We start from the raw sequence: 17,993 nt of genomic DNA on the forward strand, positions 1-17,993 counted from the left end.
TCGGCAAAAGGTACGACAGAACGGCATGGACGGAACGTAAAAGCTAAATCTGGTTTAAACCGCGCAATACTGGAGCAGGGCTGGTATGAAATGCGCCGTCAGCTTGAGTACAAGCAGCTCTGGCGAGGTGGTCAGGTACTGGCAATACCCCCTGCCTACACCAGTCAGAAGTGCGCTTACTGTGGTCATACAGCAAAGGAAAACCGACAGTCACAAAGTCAATTCGAGTGCCTTGAATGTGGATATACAGCGAATGCTGATATCAACGGGGCACGTAACATTTTAGCGGCAGGACATGCCGTGCTTGCCTGTGGAGGGAGGGTGCAGTCAGACCGCCCGTCGAATCAGGAACCCGCCGAGGTGATTCAGACATCAGTCTGAACGCAGTAGGGATCCACGTCCTTTAGGGCGTGGAGGATGTCAATTATCTCAGGAGACATCTTGTTTATCTATTACAGGAAGTCTCCACATAAATATCAACAGACAGGCTAAAATTATCAGCAATAAAATTCTCACCCACCACATTGAGACCAACCACAGCGAGATAGCAAAAGTTACTAAAATGACTAAAATAGCTTTCGGCTTAGCCCCCTTAGGCATGGCGCGATAAGTTTGCCAATAACGCAAATAACCACCAAACCAAGAGCGATATAGCAACCAGTGATGAAAGCGTGTTGATGAGCGAGAAAAACACCATGCCGCTAATAACAAAAATGGTGTAGTGGGTAACACGGGTAAAACAACACCTAATGTGGCTAATCCAACACATAACCACCCTGCTATAATCAATAATATCCGTTTCATGTTATGCTTTCCAAATTATGCTTGGTCGCTCTAGGGTAAAGAGTAAATAAAAAAGCTCCTCATTCTCAATAACAATTTTAAAACATAAGGCGGGTTTATGCACTGGATCACTGACTATTGGTGGGTTATTTTAATTCTTTTAGTTGGAATAATTATTAATGCCATAAAAGATATGAATAAAATAGATCCAAAACAGTTTCTAAAAAATAAACGGAAACTGCCTCCCCATCGCGATTTTAATGATAAATGGGATGATGAGGACGATTGGCCCAACAAAAATGACCAGAAGAAGTAGTCGTTAACCAATGTTGGTAAGCCTGTGCTAATTGCTCATCTTTTTCTGCCATCAGTTGTTGGCATTGCCGACGTAGTGTCGTGACAAGGGCTTTCTTGCCCGATAACGAAAATTGTTTTACACAGGCCTCTACAGATTGCTTATCAATAAAAAATGCCACTAATAACGGGTAGCGTGATCTATCACCTTGCAGAAAATAACCAACACTTTGATATACCGTTAATATAGAGCGATGGGCGAAAGCAAAACCTGCCATCATCAGCCAGTGATCTGCTTCACTGGCGCTAGGCAATGCAGTAGCAAGAGAGATACCTGTTTGCTGAGTGATATAATCACTTTGTAATGCGAGTGATTGTTGTGCAACTTGTAATAATTGCTGCCCCTGAGCACTGATTGGGTAAATAGCCATAGCAGTATAACAGCCACTACTGGCTTCTTTATGAACGCCTAATCTCACCAGATAAAAACCACATTGTTGCCAAAAATTGGCTAATGCGTCGGTATAGCCAAAACTGACAGAAAGGTAATCAATATTCTGTTTCTGGCACTGCTTAGCAATATCCGCAACTAATTTTGCAGCGACTTTTTGACGTCGATATGCTGGCAATACCGCAATTCGGCTGATGCGTAATGAAGTTAAACACATTGCCTCAATGGATAAGCCGTAAGTGACTAACGATTGGGCAACAAGATTACCTCTTGGTCGACGTATACCTCGCCAAACATCTTGTGCTAAGGCTTTCGCTAGTCCCCCTTCTTCAATACACCACACCGCCCCAACAAGATGCCGATGAATAAATGCAGACCAATAGTGCTGTTTTTGTCCATCGAATAAACGTCGAAGATCTAAAGGCGTGGTTCGATAATGAGCACTGGTTAAAAGTTGATAAAAATTGGCTCGTTGTTCACTATCGAAATGCTGGCATGAGGTGATCACCACCTCGCCAGATTGGTTAGCATGATGAAAAGAAGGCTCATCAAGTAACAACAGTTGATTAAGCCAATTTTCGAGTGGATCGTCCTGCGCCCAGCGAATAGGTACGGTAAGTTGATAATTTTGTAACGTTGGAATGCTATCACCCAGTTTTAAAATAAAGCCGCGCCCTGTTCCTTCATAGCCTTGTACCGTGGTAGTCATTAACACTCGAGGGAAGTGCTGACAAAGAGCTATCAGTTGAGCAATGGGTATAGTCGCCGCTTCATCAATAATTAACCAATCTCGACACAAATGCTCTGTATGACAAAGGGCTAACAAATTATCCGGTGAGTAGAACTCGATGGTTTTATGTGTATGAGATAATAGCACTTCAATACTGTTTCTCGCAGGGGCACAAACCGTCACTGAGCCAGGCCACTGCTCTATCAACATTCCTGCTAACGCTGATTTTCCTCTGCCTCGTGGTGCCGTGATACTCCATACGCCAGATTTTGCCTGTAAAAGATGCGCTAATAACTGTTGCTGTTGTATGGTTGGCATCCCTTGAGGCAACGCCCACTGTTGGCCTGTATTTTTTATTTCAGGTAGAACAAGGGGCTGCGATGCTTGCCAAATAATGGCCTGTTTATCTGCTAGTGTAATTTTTGCTAACCAAGCCATAAAATGGGGAGTAGATATAACCCCTTGCGCATCATTCCAGCGCTGACTATCGTTATCAATATAATGTTGCCACTGAACAATATCGGGTAAACATAAGATAAGCCAACTTCCGGCTTTCAACGTTCCCGTTAGCATCGCTAGTGCATCAGCATTAAAAGCATGGTTAGCGTCAAATACAGCGTGAAGATATTCACGGCCTAATAGTTGATGAGCATGTTCTGGTTTTATCGCCTCAGACATCTCTGACGAGAGTATTAGCCAATCGCCTTTACACTGCTGTTGGATAGCTCGAAGTTGTTCCCTTTGCCATGTATAGCTCCCCGCTAAAAGGAGTAATCGCCGCTGGCCTAGTCGAGCGAAGGCTTGTTGATAGCGCAATAAATCTAAAGATGGCACTACTATGACTTACCTATCAATAACGAAAGGATCCCCGCAGCAATCAGTGGACCTACTGGAACCCCCCTAAATAGGGCGACGCCAATAACGGTTCCTACGAGTAAACCCGCTACCGTTGACGGTTGGTTATTCATAAGTGACACCCCTCGTGCCCCTAACCAAGAGACGATGATACCAATTGCAATCGCTAGTAATGATTTCCAATTTAAAAAAGAATTGAAAACTTCTTGTGCGGAAATGCGGCCTGTGGCAATCGGTGTCATAACACCTACGGTGAGGATCAAGATCCCAATGGTCATACCGTATTTTTCGACTAATGGAAAATATTGGTTTAACGGTGTGATTTTAATAACCAATAAAAAGATCATTGCTAAAGTGACAGTCATATTATGACTAATAATGCCCAGGCCTGCGAGTACCAGCAAAATTAGCAATGAGGGATCAACATTACTCATCTATTTTTATAATCCTTCTCTTTCTCTGAATCATTCTAATATCATTTAAGCGTGAGATGGTATTAGTTCAATGACGAAGAAGCAAATGTATCACAAGATTTAATATCGCCACTATTGTAGCCGCGCATAAACCATGTCTTACGTTGTTCTGCAGTGCCGTGAGTAAAGCTATCCGGTACAGCGTAACCCTGTTGTTGGCGTTGCAGCCTATCATCACCGATAGCTTGTGCGGTTTTAATGGCCGTCAGTAAGTCCGCTTCATCAACACGGCCTTCACCGGCAATAAAGCGCCCCCACATACCCGCAAAACAATCAGCTTGCAGTTCTAGTCTTACTGATAAGCGATTTGCTTCCACTTTTGAACGTGCCATTTGCTGTTTTTCACGCATTTGTGTGGTGATACCAAGTAGATGCTGAACATGATGTCCCACTTCATGAGAAATCACATAACCTTGAGCAAACTCTCCACCCCCACCAAGGCTGTTTTTCATTTCATTATAAAAAGAGAGATCGAGATAAATTTTTTGATCTGCAGGGCAATAAAAAGGCCCCATCATTTTAGTGCCGGTACCGCATTGCGTTGTGGTACTGTTGGTATATAGCACTAATTTAGGATCACGATATTGTTCGCCGGCTTTGGCAAACATCCCTTGCCAAAAATCTTCCGTACTGGCTAATACAACACTGCTAAAATCTGCCGCTTCATTATAAAGGGCGGATTGTTGTTGGCTATTTTGTGTTGGTTGTGATGTTTGCCCTGTAAGCGAATTAAAATCAAACCCCATAAAGCTTGCGATCACCAAAATAATAATGATCACAAAGCCATATTTTGTACGCAATAATAGTGCAATTAATCCTAATGGGAGATTACCACCACCGGATGCAGAAGAAGGCTGCCCTCTTCTATCTTCAACATTATTGCTTCTTCGGCGATCATTCCAACGCATAACCCTTCCCCATTATGTAATTCACTTAATTTTAATTGCTAGGTCATTTTGATGACAACTTATCTTAGATAATAACAAAAATTATCTCATCGCTATTGCCTATTTTTTAAGAGCAAAATAATAGCACCCATTAGTCACTTTCAATTCATCTTAGTTAATTTTTCTTTATAGCATATTAAAAAGGTCAGTTTTTAAGCTGACCTTTTTCTTTTATGGATAATATTGCTGACGTAATCGATTGCGCAGTTAGTCTAAAGAAACACCAATTCGACGTGCAACTTCTTCATAAGCTTCAATTAATCCACCTAAACTTTGACGGAAGCGATCTTTATCCATTTTATCTAAGGTGTTTTTATCCCATAAACGGCTACCATCTGGTGAGAATTCATCCCCCAGCACAACTTTACCGTTAAAGAGGCCAAACTCTAATTTAAAGTCAACGAGGATCAGACCGGCTTTATCAAATAGTTCACTGAGGACATCGTTTGCTTTATAACTAAGACGTTTCATTTCTGCGAGGTTTTCTTTTGATACCCAACCAAAAGTTTCACAGTAAGATTCATTAACCATCGGATCATGACGGGCATCGTCTTTTAAGAAGAGATCAAAAATAGGTGGGTTTAAGACAGTACCTTCTTCAATACCTAAACGTTTAACCAGTGATCCAGCCGCTCGGTTACGAATAACACATTCAACAGGCACCATATCGAGTTTTTTTACTAGCACTTCATTATCAGAGAGCAAACGTTCCATCTGCGTTGGGATACCCGCTTCTTCCAATTTGTTCATAATGAAATAATTGAACTTATTGTTCACCATTCCTTTACGATCAAACTGTTCAATACGTTGGCCATCTAACGCTGATGTATCGTTTCTGAATTCAAGAATAAGATAATCAGAAGACTCAGTGGTATAAACCGTTTTCGCTTTACCACGATACAACTCAGCTTTTTTTTGCATCTGACACACTCCAAAGATGTGATAGGTTTAACAAGAAACTTGCTTTCCATACTCTACTCTAGATTGGATAAAAAAGCTTTTAAAACGTGGAGGGGATCACTAAAAAATATCACTGTCGACTATTTTTTAGCGGCTCTAATCAATAAGAGAAATAAGTGAATTGAGTGATAAAAAGGCCGTACATTTTCTGTACGGCCTGATATTTAATAGATAAAAAGAGCTTTTATTTTATTGGCTTACTAAAGGCCGCTTTCATTGCAGCAACCATCTGATCATTTTCAGACTGTGTAAGAGGTTTACCTTTATCACTGATAAATTGCAAACTACTGCGGTTATTTAAGTCACCGACTTGTAGTTTGTAATCGCCTTCATTAATTGTTGGTTTATCAACCCCTAACGTGCTCCAACTTGCACTACTTAAGCCTTTATAAGTCACTTCAATTGAACCTTTCGAACGAGTACGATCGCCCATTTTCATACCCACGCTTTCTAGCGCGATAGGTAATCTATCCCACACAACATCAAATGGTGCTCGAACAATAATGACAGGCAGTCCGGCATTATCACTTCCCGTTTGTACGTCGATAATACCTTGCAAATTACTCGTTGCGCTATTTTCACTTAAGTTACGCATGCGGTTTAAACCGTCAACCACTTCATTTAATAGTAAGGTGTTATAACGCTTCACTTCCATTGGATCGGAAATCTCGTTTTCACCTTGGCGTAACCCAGTATTCGTAATCGTTAATATCACAACATTACCTGACTGGCTTATCGCTAAATTATGGCGACTTTGGAAAGGCACATTTTCATCAGCACGAGTCCAAGTGATCCAATCAGTGACAATCTGTTTTTGTCCTGCATCACTTTTAGCCAGTGCCACACCTTTATCCGCTAAAACAGCAGAAACTTGCTCGTATAAGGTGGTATTTTCGGGCGTGTTGGGTAATAACAGTCGGCTATTATCCGCATTATTCTCACTACGTGAGCCACTTAATAAGTTTAAAGCCTGTGTTGGTGGGCGAATATCTAATGCTAAACCCACAGGCTCACTCTTTTTAGGCGTAGGAATATCATATTCCCCATTTTGCAAAGGCAACACCATACCCGCTGGGACAACTAAATTTTTTAGCGCTGCTGACTCTAAATACGACTCGTCACCACTGACTTGACGTTTATAGCGCTGATCACTGGAACAGGCTGCCAATAAAACCACCAGCGACAGACCCGCGACTTTCATAATCTTTGATTTATGCAATAGTGTTGCCATTAAAATTCCCTAAGTTTTACAGTATTCCCGCTGTTAACAGCGCTTTCTCTACGATATCCTGACCCGCTGATGTTAATGGAGTCATCGGTAAGCGCAATGTGGCGTCTTCAATCAATCCAATACGTTGACACGCCCATTTAGCTGGGATTGGGTTAGGTTCAACAAATAACTGATGATGTAAGTCCATCAGGCGTCGATTAAGTTCACGTGCTTTTGCAAACTCACCCGCTTTTGCCAATCGACATAATTCTACCATTTCTAACGCAGCAACGTTAGCAGTAACCGAAATAACACCATGACCGCCAAGTTGCATAAAGTCTAATGAGGATGCGTCATCTCCACTTAATAAGATAAAACTATCATCATTAACTAACTGTTGGATTTGACTAACACGACTTAAGTTCCCTGTCGCCTCTTTAATTGCCACAATATTATCCAACTGAGCTAAACGTGCAACTGTTACTGGCAATAAATCACATCCTGTACGGCCGGGCACATTATACAAGATTTGGGGTAAAGCCGTGCTTTCAGAAATCGCTTTAAAATGTTGATAAAGCCCTTCTTGGGAAGGTTTATTATAGTATGGAGTAACCGTTAAGCACCCTACAATACCTTTATTTTCAAACTGTTGTGTAAACCAAATAGCTTCAGAAGTTGCATTAGCCCCCGTGCCTGCAATCACAGGAATACGACCATCAGCCATATCCAGAGTCATTAATACGACATCAACATGCTCATCATGGCTTAATGTTGCCGATTCTCCCGTTGTTCCCACAGAGACAATAGCATCTGTACCCGCTTTAACATGATAATCGACCAACTTGCGTAAACTAACTCGGTCAACATTGCCTTTCGCATCCATAGGGGTGACTAATGCCACCATACTGCCTGTAAAATCAAAATTGTTACTTACCATAATTCATTGCTCCGAGATAGACTTATACACAATGGTACTCATTCATTGCTCTATTGAAAACTACTTAACTCTAGGTTTCTAATGAAATTTGCTAATATTCTTTGATTTGAATTAAAGAGAGATAATAATGAAAGATAGTGCGCTTCTGATCTTGGCAGAAATCAAATTTTGTGTTTACCTGTTAGGAATAAACTGAAAGTCAAAAGGAAGCCTATTTTGCCTATACCTGATAAACATTTTCTCGTACTCACTGCATTAGGGACTGACCGTCCTGGTATCGTTGATACCATTACGCAATTAGTTAGCCAATGCGGATGTAATATCGAAGACAGCCGGCTTGCGATGTTCGGTCAAGAATTTACGTTTATCATGCTACTTTCTGGTGGTTGGAATGCGATTGCCCAACTTGAAGCATTACTGCCGATAAAAAGTGCAGAACTTGATTTATTGACTGTGATGAAAAGAACCAAAATGGGTGCGCCAGTCTCTTACCCATCAACCATTACTGCAAAAGTAGATATAGAAGATGCCCCCGGCATTGTTGAACGTTTTACCAATTTATTTAGTCAACATCACTTTAATCTTGCAGAATTAGTTTCTAAAACTCATCCTTCTGAGGATGGTACTCCTGCTCGTTTAGAAATTCAGATCACGGCCCATAATCCGTTAGATGATCATGGTCTCGTTATTCATGAGAAATTCAATCAATTATGTACAGAGTTAAACGCTCAAGGCACAATAAGTATCGTAAATAGTCTGATGATGAAACAATAAAAGAATGGAGAATTAGGTAATGAACCCATTAAAAGCCGGTGATAAGGCACCTCAATTCAGTCTGCCTGATCAAGATGGAGAAATCATTAATCTGTCTGATTTTGCTGGCCAACGTGTGCTCGTTTATTTTTATCCAAAAGCGATGACACCAGGCTGTACAACGCAAGCTTGTGGCTTACGTGATGAGATGGATACACTAAAAAAAGCCAACGTCGAGGTATTGGGAATTAGTACTGATAAGTCAGAAAAACTTTCCCGTTTTGCCGAAAAAGAGATGTTAAACTTCACCTTACTTTCTGATGAAGATCATAAAGTTGCAGAGCAATTTGGCATTTGGGGTGAAAAACAATTTATGGGGAAAACTTACGATGGCATTCATCGTACGACGTTCCTAATTGACAAAAACGGTGTGATTGAACATGTGTTTGATAATTTTAAAACCAGCAATCACCACCAAGTGGTTATCGATTATTTAGCTGCACACCCATAGTTTATGATCACAGCTTAATGCTGATAAATAAAACAGACAGCCATTAACTATCGCTGTCTGTTTTTTTATTATCAATAAGTTGATGATAAATCGCGTCTATGATTACTTTATTACTTTTGATTACTTTATTACTTTTTCTTTTATAATGTTTCTAAAGGTGGCTCATTGGCAATTTCATCAGGCAGCGCATGTAATACTGCTTTGATTAACGTCGCTAAAGGAATGGCGAAAAACACCCCCCAAAAGCCCCACATACCACCAAATATAATCACAGATAAGATAATGACTAAGGGGTGCATATTGACAGCTTCAGAGAATAATATCGGTACTAATAAGTTGCTATCTAAACCTTGAACCACTAAGTAAGCGATAAATAGCGCCCAAAAATCAGAGCCTAATCCCCATTGAGAAAGTGCAATTACAATGACTGGAATAGTCGCGAGCACCGCCCCTACATAAGGAACTAAAACCGAAACGCCAACTAAAACCGCTAATAAGACTGAATAACGCAAATCAAAAAAAGCAAAGACAAAATAGGTAAATACACCAACAATCACCATTTCGGTAACCTTACCACGAATATAGTTGGTGATTTGCTGATTAACCTCAATCCACACTTGTGCTGCAAGAATTCTATTTTTGGGTAATACTCGACGGACAGCATTGAGCATTTGTTGCTTATCTTTTAATAAAAAGAACGTCATTAATGGCACAAGGATCAGATAAATAGAGAGCGTGATAACGCCGATTAAAGAGGCTAAAGAGACTTTTAACACTGACTCTGCCACCGTTGAAAATTTACTGCGCAAGTTTTCCGCCATCATATCCACGATGCCAACATCCATTAATGCGGGGAATCGCTCAGGTAATTCTCGAGCAAATGCATTGAATTTATTGATCATATTAGGGATATCTGAAATTAGCGTCATGGCTTGTTGCCATACCGTTGGCGCTAAAATCAAAATAACAATGGCACTAATACCTATAAATAGTGTCAGAACGATTGATACAGCCCAAATTCGTGCACATCCTAGCTTCTCAAGTAAGTGTGTTGGCCATTCCAGCAAATAAGCTAATACAATGGCGACTAATAATGGTGCAAGTATGCCACTGAAAAAGTAGATAATTGAAAAACCGGCAATTAAGATCACCACCAGCGCGATAACTTGGGGATCAGCAAATCGACGTTTATACCATTGAACAAGCAAGTCCAGCATGAAAATAGAGGTCCTTTATAATAACAAGTCAAATATATCTATATGTATTGATTTACATAATCAATAATCTTTTGACGGATTTTACGTTAGCTTTTGCTATGATACATCATTAATTATAAATTTTTCGTTAAGATAGCTATCAGGATGTTGTTGTATGAAACTCAGACTTAAAAAACCATTGGTCGCGCTTCTTGTTTCTACTTTGCTATCAACATCAGTGTTGCCTGCTCACGCTGCGATTGATATTGAAGATACCCTGCCCGATATGGGAACGACAGCAGGCTCAACATTGAGTATCAATCAAGAAATCGCTATGGGTGATTACTATACTCGCCAATTAAGAAATAGTGCACCATTAGTTTTTGACCCTCTACTTTCTAATTACATCAATAATTTAGGTCAAAGATTAGTCTCTAATGCCAGTTCGGTAAAAACCCCCTTTCACTTTTATTTAGTGAATAACCCCAATATTAATGCCTTTGCTTATTTTGGTGGCAATATCGTATTGCACTCAGCACTATTTAGATACAGTCGCAATGAAAGTGAATTAGCTTCTGTTATCGCCCACGAAATTTCTCACGTTACCCAGCGTCATCTTGCAAGAATGTTAGAAGATCAGTCTAAAACCACGCCACTGGCTATGGCTGGAATATTAGGTTCTATTTTAATATTTATGGCTAACCCCAATGCCGGTTTAGCCACCTTTACGGGAAGTATGGCTGGGATGCAACAAAACATGATCACCTTCACGCAAATGAACGAACAAGAAGCTGATCGGATAGGAATACAAACTCTTTATCGTGCAGGGTTTGATCCACAAGGTATGCCTAATTTTATGCAGATCTTAGCAGACCAAGTGCGCTATAGTTCTAAGCCGCCTGAAATGCTATTAACGCACCCCTTACCTGACAGCCGTTTATCTGATGCACGTAGCCGTGCAGCGCAATATGCTCCGCGCAAAGTGCCACAATCGGCTAATTTTCTCTATGCTAAAATGCGGGTATTAACTATGCTTGAGAAAAACCCCACATCAAGTAACGCCTTGCAAACCACACTGGATCAGTTTAGGCAAGGAACGGAATTAGAAAAATCAGCCGCCAATTATGCACAAGCCTTACTCTATTCTCGTGATCGTAAATTTAATGACGCGAGAAAAATACTCGCCCCTATGCTGGCAAAAGAGCCAAATAATATCTGGCTTATTGATGCCATTACCGATATTGACGTAGAGCAAAACCGTGCTGCAGAAGCGATAACACGTTTACAACAAGCGCTTAAGCAATCACCTAATAACAAAGTACTGACGGTTAATTTAGCTAATGCTTATATGCAAAATAAGCAATATAACGAAGCTAATCGATTATTATATCGCTATACCTTTGACAACCCTGACGATCCTATTGGTTGGCAGTTGGTGGCGGAAAATGCGGCAAAACAAGGTAATCGAGCCCAAGAGCTTGCAGCTTACGCTGAAGATTTGGCATTACGAGGAGATTTTGAAACTGCCATTCGTTATCTTGGTGATGCGAGTCGTCAAGTAAAATTAGGCAGTAATGAGCAAGCTCGTTTTGATGCACGTATTGATCAATTGCGTAAACTTCAACATAAAGACAGTCAATTTAAATAAGGGATAATATGACCAACAAAGTAACGATTTATCATAATCCGCGCTGTTCTAAAAGCCGTGAAACCTTACATTTATTAGAAGAGATGCATATCACCCCTGACGTTATTCATTATTTAGATACGCCGCCTTCTGTCGATGAGTTAAAAGCATTACTCAAAGCGCTAGATTTTGACGATGCAAGAAAATTAATGCGCACCAAAGAAGAAATTTATAAAACCCTAAAGCTTGCTGATGAGAGCTCACAAGAAGCATTAATTCAGGCCATGCATAATCACCCTAAATTAATTGAACGTCCTATTGTGGTCGTTGGCAATAAAGCGCGTTTAGGTCGTCCACCTGAGCAAGTTACCGCCCTTTTTAAGTAGGCTAAATTGGCAATTGCCGACATTGACGGTATGGCGCATCACTAAACGTAATCTGAATGATTTCAGAGCATTGAGACGAGAAACCTTACGGCTGTTTTCAAAGATCGGTGGTGCGCCCTAATAACTCATTATCTGCAGTGCGCTCAAAATGACAGAAAACCAACACGTTATACCTATTAACTTACTTCACTCCTCTTCATATCAATAACACAATTCTCTACTGCTTTATTACCACATCACAACGATGTTACCGCCATCTGTATATTCTAAAGGCCACTAATGTTAATTTTATGTTACAAGCACTAAGGAAACACGATAGTTATTTCCATTAGTAGAATAAGGTAGTTTATTGCTTGCTTTCAAAATATTTCATCTTAATTTCATTTTTTTTATAGTGAATATTTTACCAAGATCAAAAATATCTATCACGATCACATTATCCTGTTACAAATAACAACCAACAGAAAAAATTTATGAAACGTTTCATTTGTATTGTGACAAAAGTCTCTTTACACGAGTGAATTCCTACTTATTATGGTCTTCAGAAAATATGATGGCAGATTTGATTTGCGATACACTTCGAACCATTTTTATTTTCGTTATCATCCAATTCAGAAATTAATATTAGAGATACAATTTAAACAATACTGCAACATAGCAAAATACGTTAATTCGCCACTTCTTTTACACATGCCTACTCGCTATCTCACTAGAGATAGTGCGTTATGTTTTTTTTAAAAGTGTATAGATATCGGCAAACTAACTGAAAATATAGCCAACATATGGGCGACTAAAACTAATCAATCATCAAAATACCAGATGATTGCCAGGCTAATAGGAAATTTAATGAACATCGTACATAGACTCAAACTTGTTTCATTCCTCCAATTTTTTATTTGGGGCTCTTGGCTTGTTACGTTTGCTTCATATCTATTTGATAAATTACATTTTAAAGGTACTGACGTTGGGCTAATTTTTAGTGCTTTAGGATTAGCATCACTGATCGCACCGGTGATCATGGGATTTATTGCGGACAAGATAAATAACCGTAAGCTGGTCTTTATTATTCTGCATATTTTATCCGCGTTTGCTTTAGTGCTGATGTCCCAAATGACCACAGTGACTACCCTCTTCTTTGCGACACTTCTGCATTTATTGTTCTTTATGCCAAGCATTTCTATGGCAAACAGTATTATTTTTGAGTTACTAGAGCAAAAACACCTAGAGCCAAATGACTATTTCCCCAAAATCCGTGTTTATGGCACCGTGGGTTTTATTGCTGCAATGTGGGTTATTAGCTTCTTAGGTTTCGGTAATAGCTACGATCAACTGTTTGTTGCTGCAATAGCCTCTATTATCTTAGCGGTATTTGCGATGTTTTTACCGGCGACAAAAGCGACAGATAAAACAGAAGCAAAAGAAGAAGTGGCCGCTTTTAGCTTATCGAATACCTTACAAGTGTTTAAAAAGAAAAATGTGGTTATTTTCCTTTTCTTTGCCACATTGTTAGGTTCAGTATTGCAAATTACCAATACATTTGGGGTTCCATTCTTACAAGATATGGCCAAAGCACCTAATGCTGATGACTCTTTCTTGGCTCATTATCCTTCTGTTTTCTTATCCATTTCTCAAATTTCTGAAGTGGTCTTTATTCTATTTTTACCCCTGTTATTAAAACGAGTTAGAATAGAAACTATCGTATTATTTAGTATGATTGCATGGATCTTACGTTTTGGTTTCTTCGCTTACGGTGACTATTCATCATTAGGCCAAATCGTTCTGTTGTTATCCATGATTGTCTATGGTTGTGCTTTCGATTTCTTTAATATCTCCGGCTCGCTATTCCTAGAAAAAGAGATCCCATTACAATATCGCTCTACCGCACAAGGTATGTTTATGACCTTAGTGAATGGTTTTGGTACTTATTTAGGTGCGATGCTAAGTGGCTGGGTTATTGATTTGTATACCACAGATGGTGTTATTGATTGGCAGTCATTCTGGTTGATCTTTACGGGTTACACTGTGGCTATCACCGCACTTTATCTGATTTACTTAGTGGTTCCGCAGAAGAAAACAAAAGTTGTAGAAGCACATTAATTATTTCCCCCATTCTTTATTTGTTGCACTCACCGCTTATCTTTCGAGATAAGCGGTTTTTTATTACTGGTTATCTATTGCATAATGCGTTGTTTTAAATAGCTTGCGATTAAAGCTTAAGAATATCTTTTACGAAAGGAATGGTCAGCTTACGTTGAGCCACAATAGAGGCGTGATCGAGTTCATCTAGCATTTCAAATAATGTGCGCATTTTTCTATCTAAGCGCTTTAATACAAAACGACCCACATCTTCGGGTAATTCAAATCCACGCAGTTTCGCTCTTAATTGTAGTGCTTGAATTTTTTCTTCATCGCTTAGCGGTTGTAAGCGATAAATTTGCCCCCAATCTAGGCGAGAAGCGAGATCAGGAAGTTGTAAATCAATTTGACGGGGAGGTCTATCCCCTGTGATTAATAGACAGGTGCGACCAAGTTCTAATACGCGATTATACAGATTAAACAGAGCAAGTTCCCACTCTTCATCACCCGCAATACATTGAACGTTATCGATACAAACTAATGAAAGATGCTCCATACCTTCAAGCACATCTGGTACGAAATAAGCCCGTTTATCAAGAGGAACATAACCAACTGCATCTCCGGCTAAAGAAAGCTCTGCACAAGCTGCATGCAACAAGTGGCTTTTTCCGCCCCCATCACGAGACCAGAAATAGATATAACTGCCATGTGATTGGTGAATAGCAGTTTGGATCGCTGCAACGAGTGATGCATTTTCCCCTGCGTAAAAGCTATCGAATGTCTCATCATCGGGCAGAGATAGTGGTAATGATAGCTGTGATGGCGTATTCAGAAGCACCTCACCTGAATAGTTTAATAAACGTCGTGATTCTAACACAAATTCTATCAATGACAGAATCAATATTAAAAAAGCAAGACGAGCTGCTTAAGATGACAGCAATAAATAGCGAAACTGTTTATTTTGACATCAATATAAGATCAGTTTAGCCATTCTATTTCACTATTTAAACGTTATCTTAGAGAGATCGTGACCTGAGGGTTGCTGGTAAATATCTAATTTAAAATACTTAGCACAAGCATTTATATACTCAAAAATTTCTGATTGCGTCTCTTCATATTCCACCCATGTGGTAGCACGAGTGAAACAATATAATTCAACGGGTAATCCCATTGGTGTGGGGGGCATTGTTCTTATCACCAAATACATATCCGGCCTCACATCACCACGCATTTTGATCCAATTTAACATATACTTTCTAAAAAGTTGTAGATTGGTCACCCCGTTGGTTTCTAACCAAGTATTAATATCGCCTATCTCTTCTTCTTTACCTTCTAACATCGCTTCAATGCTTTTTTTAAGTGGCGCAGTATTTTTTAGCTCCTGCACTAACTGTTCTGTAGCAAATGAAATAGAGGATTGATCAATATAGAAACTACGCTTGATACGACGGCCTCCTGAAGAGAACATCGGTTGCCAGTTAGTGTATTTTTCGGTTAAAAAGTCCTTTGTGGGTATACGAGAAATCGTGTTATCCCAATTACGTACTGTAATTGTGTGCAGTGCGATATCAATCACTTCACCACTAATATTACTGCTGGGTAATTCAATCCAATCATATAGTTTTAACACTTTACCATTTGAGATCAGAATATTAGCGACGAATGAGATAAGGGTATGTTGGAAAACAAACATCAATACCGCAGCGATCGCACCAAAGCTGGAAATAATAATCAGTGGGGATTGTTCAGTAAATAGCGCGATAATAAGAATAAAGGCGATGATCCACACCACTATCTTAGCAATTTCAATATAACCTTTAATCGAATTGTTACGGTGCCACGATTTTTTAGCATGCCTGATATTGAAAATATCTAACGCGTTATTAAGAAGAGAAGCAATATTGATGACGATAAAAGCACGACAAACCGTTTCAAAGATAATATTCATCTGTGCTGAAAAAGAAGGCAATAACTGGTTTATATAGAGAACCAGAGTGACTGCAACAATAGAGGCACTTTTTTTCGCAATATCTTCTATCGTCTCTTCATCTGAGAGTTCGGTGAATAAAAACAATAGACGCTTGGCTATACGACGAAAGATCATCTTTGCCAGAAACCACACCACCAGCAACGTGATCACTAAAAACAGCGTGGTGAAAATCTGCTTAGATACGATAAAGTCGTATATATCAACAAGTTTTTCCATAACTAGCGTCGTCACCCTTTTAAAAGCTTTGTTACAACCTTAAAACAACTTTTAGCTCAATAATAGCTAAAAAGTATCGCTATCACTAAACCGCTAATAATTTCATTGTCTCATTTATTTGCGTTAAATAAATATTATTATTAAGTTTATTTTCTTTTTCTAAGTTTTAAACGCTTTTTATAACAAAAGAGTTCTTGTTTATCTTATAAGAATAAAAAATAACTAATAAAAAAAGCAGTCTATGACTGCTTTTTAGTTCAATGACGAAATATTAGCGAAAAAAGCTCATCAATGATTACTTGGTGTTTGTATGTTCGTTAATTGACTCCAGAGTATCATCCACTAACTCAGTTTCTGGGCGAATAATACTCACCAACTTAAATACTAAACTTAAAACAATACCGACTATCGTTGCTAAAGCCATGCCTTTTAGTTCAGCTGCGCCAATTTGAATTGATGCACCACTTACACCGACAATTAAAATGATCGCTGTTAATATCAAGTTTTGTGGTTTGTTATAATCAACTTTCGAATCTAATAATACGCGAATACCGGACGCCCCTATTACACCATACAGTAATAAAGAGACACCGCCCATTACCGGTACGGGAACCGCTGCAATCGCGGCTGCCAATTTACCAACACAAGAAAGTAAGATAGCGATAATTGCTGCACCACCAATGACCCAAGTGCTATACACTTTAGTAATAGCCATAACACCGATATTTTCACCGTAAGTCGTGTTAGGTGTAGAGCCAAAAAATCCGGAGATAATGGTTGAAAAACCATTTGCAAACATAGAGCGATGTAAGCCTGGGTTTTTCATGAGATCACGTTGAACAATATTCGCGGTTACCACAAGGTGCCCTACGTGTTCGGCAATAACCACTAATGCCGCCGGCAAGATAATAAAAATAGCACTCCACTCAAAACGCGGCGAATAAAAGGTAGGCAGAGCAAACCAATTGGCTTCTTTAATCGGTGTCACATCAACCACGCCCATAAAGAAAGAGAGTGCGTAACCGGCTAACACGCCAATAAGAATAGGAATAATAGCCAAAAATCCCCTAAACATCACTGAGCCTAAAATAGTCACACCCAGTGTCACCATAGAGATTATCAATGTTTGACTATCAACGGGATTATCTGCGCTAGGTAATAATCCAGCCATATTAGCGGCGGTTCCGGCCAACTCAAGACCTATTACGGCAACGATTGCGCCCATTGCCGCAGGAGGAAACATCACATTAATCCATCCTCGTCCGGCGATTTTCACAATGCCAGCAACAAGGCAAAATAGCACCCCACAGACAATAAACCCGCCCAATGCTAATTCATAGCCTAAAGGAAGTAGCAATAACACCGGAGAGATAAAGGCGAAACTTGAACCTAAATAAGCAGGAATACGACCTTTACAGATAAAGAGATAAAGCAGAGTACCGATACCGTTAAACAATAATATGGTGGCCGGATTAACCTTAAACAAAATCGGCACAAGTACAGTAGCACCAAACATGGCAAACAGATGTTGAAAACTCAATGGGATTGTTTGTAATAATGGTGGGCGCTCTTCTACCCCGATTGCACGACGAGTCATG

18 protein-coding genes are annotated in these 17,993 nt (G+C 39.6%); 7 read left to right on the forward strand and 11 right to left on the reverse strand.

Features of this window, described 5'->3' with window-relative positions:
- The coding region (locus tag AACV00_RS09500) for an RNA-guided endonuclease InsQ/TnpB family protein (RefSeq protein WP_161680441.1) at nucleotides 1–381 on the forward strand (381 nt) is incomplete at its 5' end.
- Nucleotides 382–429: 48 nt separating this feature from the next.
- Here AACV00_RS09500 and AACV00_RS09505 read toward each other — a convergent pair.
- Entirely contained in the window at nucleotides 430–804 is a 375-nt protein-coding gene (locus tag AACV00_RS09505; RefSeq protein ID WP_004248280.1) for a DUF454 family protein, read from the reverse strand.
- A gap of 97 nt (nucleotides 805–901) precedes the next feature.
- Between AACV00_RS09505 and AACV00_RS09510 the strand changes: the two genes are divergently transcribed.
- On the forward strand, nucleotides 902–1,099 hold the full coding sequence (locus AACV00_RS09510) for a YpfN family protein (RefSeq protein WP_004243408.1): 198 nt from the start codon (nucleotides 902–904) through the stop codon (nucleotides 1,097–1,099).
- On the opposite strand, the gene AACV00_RS09515 is transcribed toward AACV00_RS09510, so the two are convergent.
- From AACV00_RS09515 to dapA, 6 genes are all read right to left on the reverse strand, one after another.
- On the reverse strand, nucleotides 1,041–3,092 hold the full coding sequence (locus tag AACV00_RS09515; protein ID WP_161680439.1) for a tRNA(Met) cytidine acetyltransferase TmcA: 2,052 nt from the start codon (nucleotides 3,090–3,092) through the stop codon (nucleotides 1,041–1,043). The two genes, AACV00_RS09510 and AACV00_RS09515, sit on opposite strands and share 59 nt — an antisense overlap.
- Before the next feature lie 2 nt (nucleotides 3,093–3,094).
- Nucleotides 3,095–3,547 carry a DUF441 domain-containing protein gene (locus tag AACV00_RS09520; RefSeq protein ID WP_004243411.1) on the reverse strand — a complete coding sequence of 151 codons (453 nt, stop codon included), beginning with the start codon at nucleotides 3,545–3,547 and terminating at the stop codon, nucleotides 3,095–3,097.
- Nucleotides 3,548–3,609: 62 nt separating this feature from the next.
- Nucleotides 3,610–4,494, reverse strand: coding sequence for a KPN_02809 family neutral zinc metallopeptidase (gene ypfJ / locus AACV00_RS09525; RefSeq protein WP_004243412.1), 885 nt, complete (start codon nucleotides 4,492–4,494; stop codon nucleotides 3,610–3,612).
- A 246-nt stretch (nucleotides 4,495–4,740) separates the two neighbouring features.
- Nucleotides 4,741–5,454 (reverse strand): phosphoribosylaminoimidazolesuccinocarboxamide synthase, encoded by a 714-nt coding sequence (purC, locus tag AACV00_RS09530; protein ID WP_004243413.1) that lies wholly within the window; start codon nucleotides 5,452–5,454, stop codon nucleotides 4,741–4,743.
- Between the two features lie 223 nt (nucleotides 5,455–5,677).
- A complete protein-coding gene (bamC, locus tag AACV00_RS09535; protein WP_004243414.1) occupies nucleotides 5,678–6,724 on the reverse strand; it encodes an outer membrane protein assembly factor BamC in 1,047 nt (348 codons plus the stop codon).
- A gap of 16 nt (nucleotides 6,725–6,740) precedes the next feature.
- Nucleotides 6,741–7,640, reverse strand: a complete 900-nt coding sequence (dapA, locus tag AACV00_RS09540; protein ID WP_161680437.1) for a 4-hydroxy-tetrahydrodipicolinate synthase — start codon at nucleotides 7,638–7,640, stop codon at nucleotides 6,741–6,743.
- A 216-nt stretch (nucleotides 7,641–7,856) separates the two neighbouring features.
- Here dapA and AACV00_RS09545 point away from each other — a divergent pair, with 216 nt between their 5' ends.
- On the forward strand, nucleotides 7,857–8,414 hold the full coding sequence (locus tag AACV00_RS09545; protein ID WP_004248283.1) for a glycine cleavage system transcriptional repressor: 558 nt from the start codon (nucleotides 7,857–7,859) through the stop codon (nucleotides 8,412–8,414).
- A 19-nt stretch (nucleotides 8,415–8,433) separates the two neighbouring features.
- Complete coding sequence (gene bcp / locus AACV00_RS09550; protein WP_004243417.1) at nucleotides 8,434–8,904, forward strand: thioredoxin-dependent thiol peroxidase; 471 nt, start codon at nucleotides 8,434–8,436, stop codon at nucleotides 8,902–8,904.
- 140 nt (nucleotides 8,905–9,044) lie between these two features.
- Here the strand turns inward: bcp and AACV00_RS09555 are convergent, their stop codons facing one another.
- Nucleotides 9,045–10,121 (reverse strand): AI-2E family transporter, encoded by a 1,077-nt coding sequence (locus tag AACV00_RS09555; protein WP_113977075.1) that lies wholly within the window; start codon nucleotides 10,119–10,121, stop codon nucleotides 9,045–9,047.
- Nucleotides 10,122–10,275: 154 nt separating this feature from the next.
- Here AACV00_RS09555 and AACV00_RS09560 point away from each other — a divergent pair, with 154 nt between their 5' ends.
- The 3 genes from AACV00_RS09560 to AACV00_RS09570 all read left to right on the forward strand — a co-directional run bounded on the left by AACV00_RS09560 (nucleotide 10,276) and on the right by AACV00_RS09570 (nucleotide 14,210).
- Nucleotides 10,276–11,748 carry a beta-barrel assembly-enhancing protease gene (locus tag AACV00_RS09560; protein WP_004243422.1) on the forward strand — a complete coding sequence of 491 codons (1,473 nt, stop codon included), beginning with the start codon at nucleotides 10,276–10,278 and terminating at the stop codon, nucleotides 11,746–11,748.
- Nucleotides 11,749–11,756: 8 nt separating this feature from the next.
- Nucleotides 11,757–12,113 carry an arsenate reductase (glutaredoxin) gene (gene arsC / locus AACV00_RS09565; protein ID WP_004243423.1) on the forward strand — a complete coding sequence of 119 codons (357 nt, stop codon included), beginning with the start codon at nucleotides 11,757–11,759 and terminating at the stop codon, nucleotides 12,111–12,113.
- An 846-nt stretch (nucleotides 12,114–12,959) separates the two neighbouring features.
- The gene (locus AACV00_RS09570; RefSeq protein WP_004248286.1) at nucleotides 12,960–14,210 is read left to right on the forward strand and encodes an MFS transporter; all 1,251 of its coding nucleotides are present in this window, start codon (nucleotides 12,960–12,962) and stop codon (nucleotides 14,208–14,210) included.
- A gap of 109 nt (nucleotides 14,211–14,319) precedes the next feature.
- Here the strand turns inward: AACV00_RS09570 and hda are convergent, their stop codons facing one another.
- The 3 genes from hda to uraA form a co-directional block, all read right to left on the reverse strand.
- On the reverse strand, nucleotides 14,320–15,027 hold the full coding sequence (gene hda / locus AACV00_RS09575) for a DnaA inactivator Hda (RefSeq protein ID WP_036896130.1): 708 nt from the start codon (nucleotides 15,025–15,027) through the stop codon (nucleotides 14,320–14,322).
- Nucleotides 15,028–15,189: 162 nt separating this feature from the next.
- Nucleotides 15,190–16,395 carry a mechanosensitive ion channel family protein gene (locus AACV00_RS09580; RefSeq protein ID WP_004243426.1) on the reverse strand — a complete coding sequence of 402 codons (1,206 nt, stop codon included), beginning with the start codon at nucleotides 16,393–16,395 and terminating at the stop codon, nucleotides 15,190–15,192.
- 295 nt (nucleotides 16,396–16,690) lie between these two features.
- Nucleotides 16,691–17,992 (reverse strand): uracil permease, encoded by a 1,302-nt coding sequence (uraA, locus tag AACV00_RS09585; protein ID WP_004243429.1) that lies wholly within the window; start codon nucleotides 17,990–17,992, stop codon nucleotides 16,691–16,693.
- Between the last annotated feature and the right edge of the window lies 1 nt (nucleotide 17,993).

The sequence above is a fragment of the Proteus sp. G3927 genome, from assembly GCF_963894685.1.
GTDB lineage: Bacteria > Pseudomonadota > Gammaproteobacteria > Enterobacterales > Enterobacteriaceae > Proteus > Proteus mirabilis.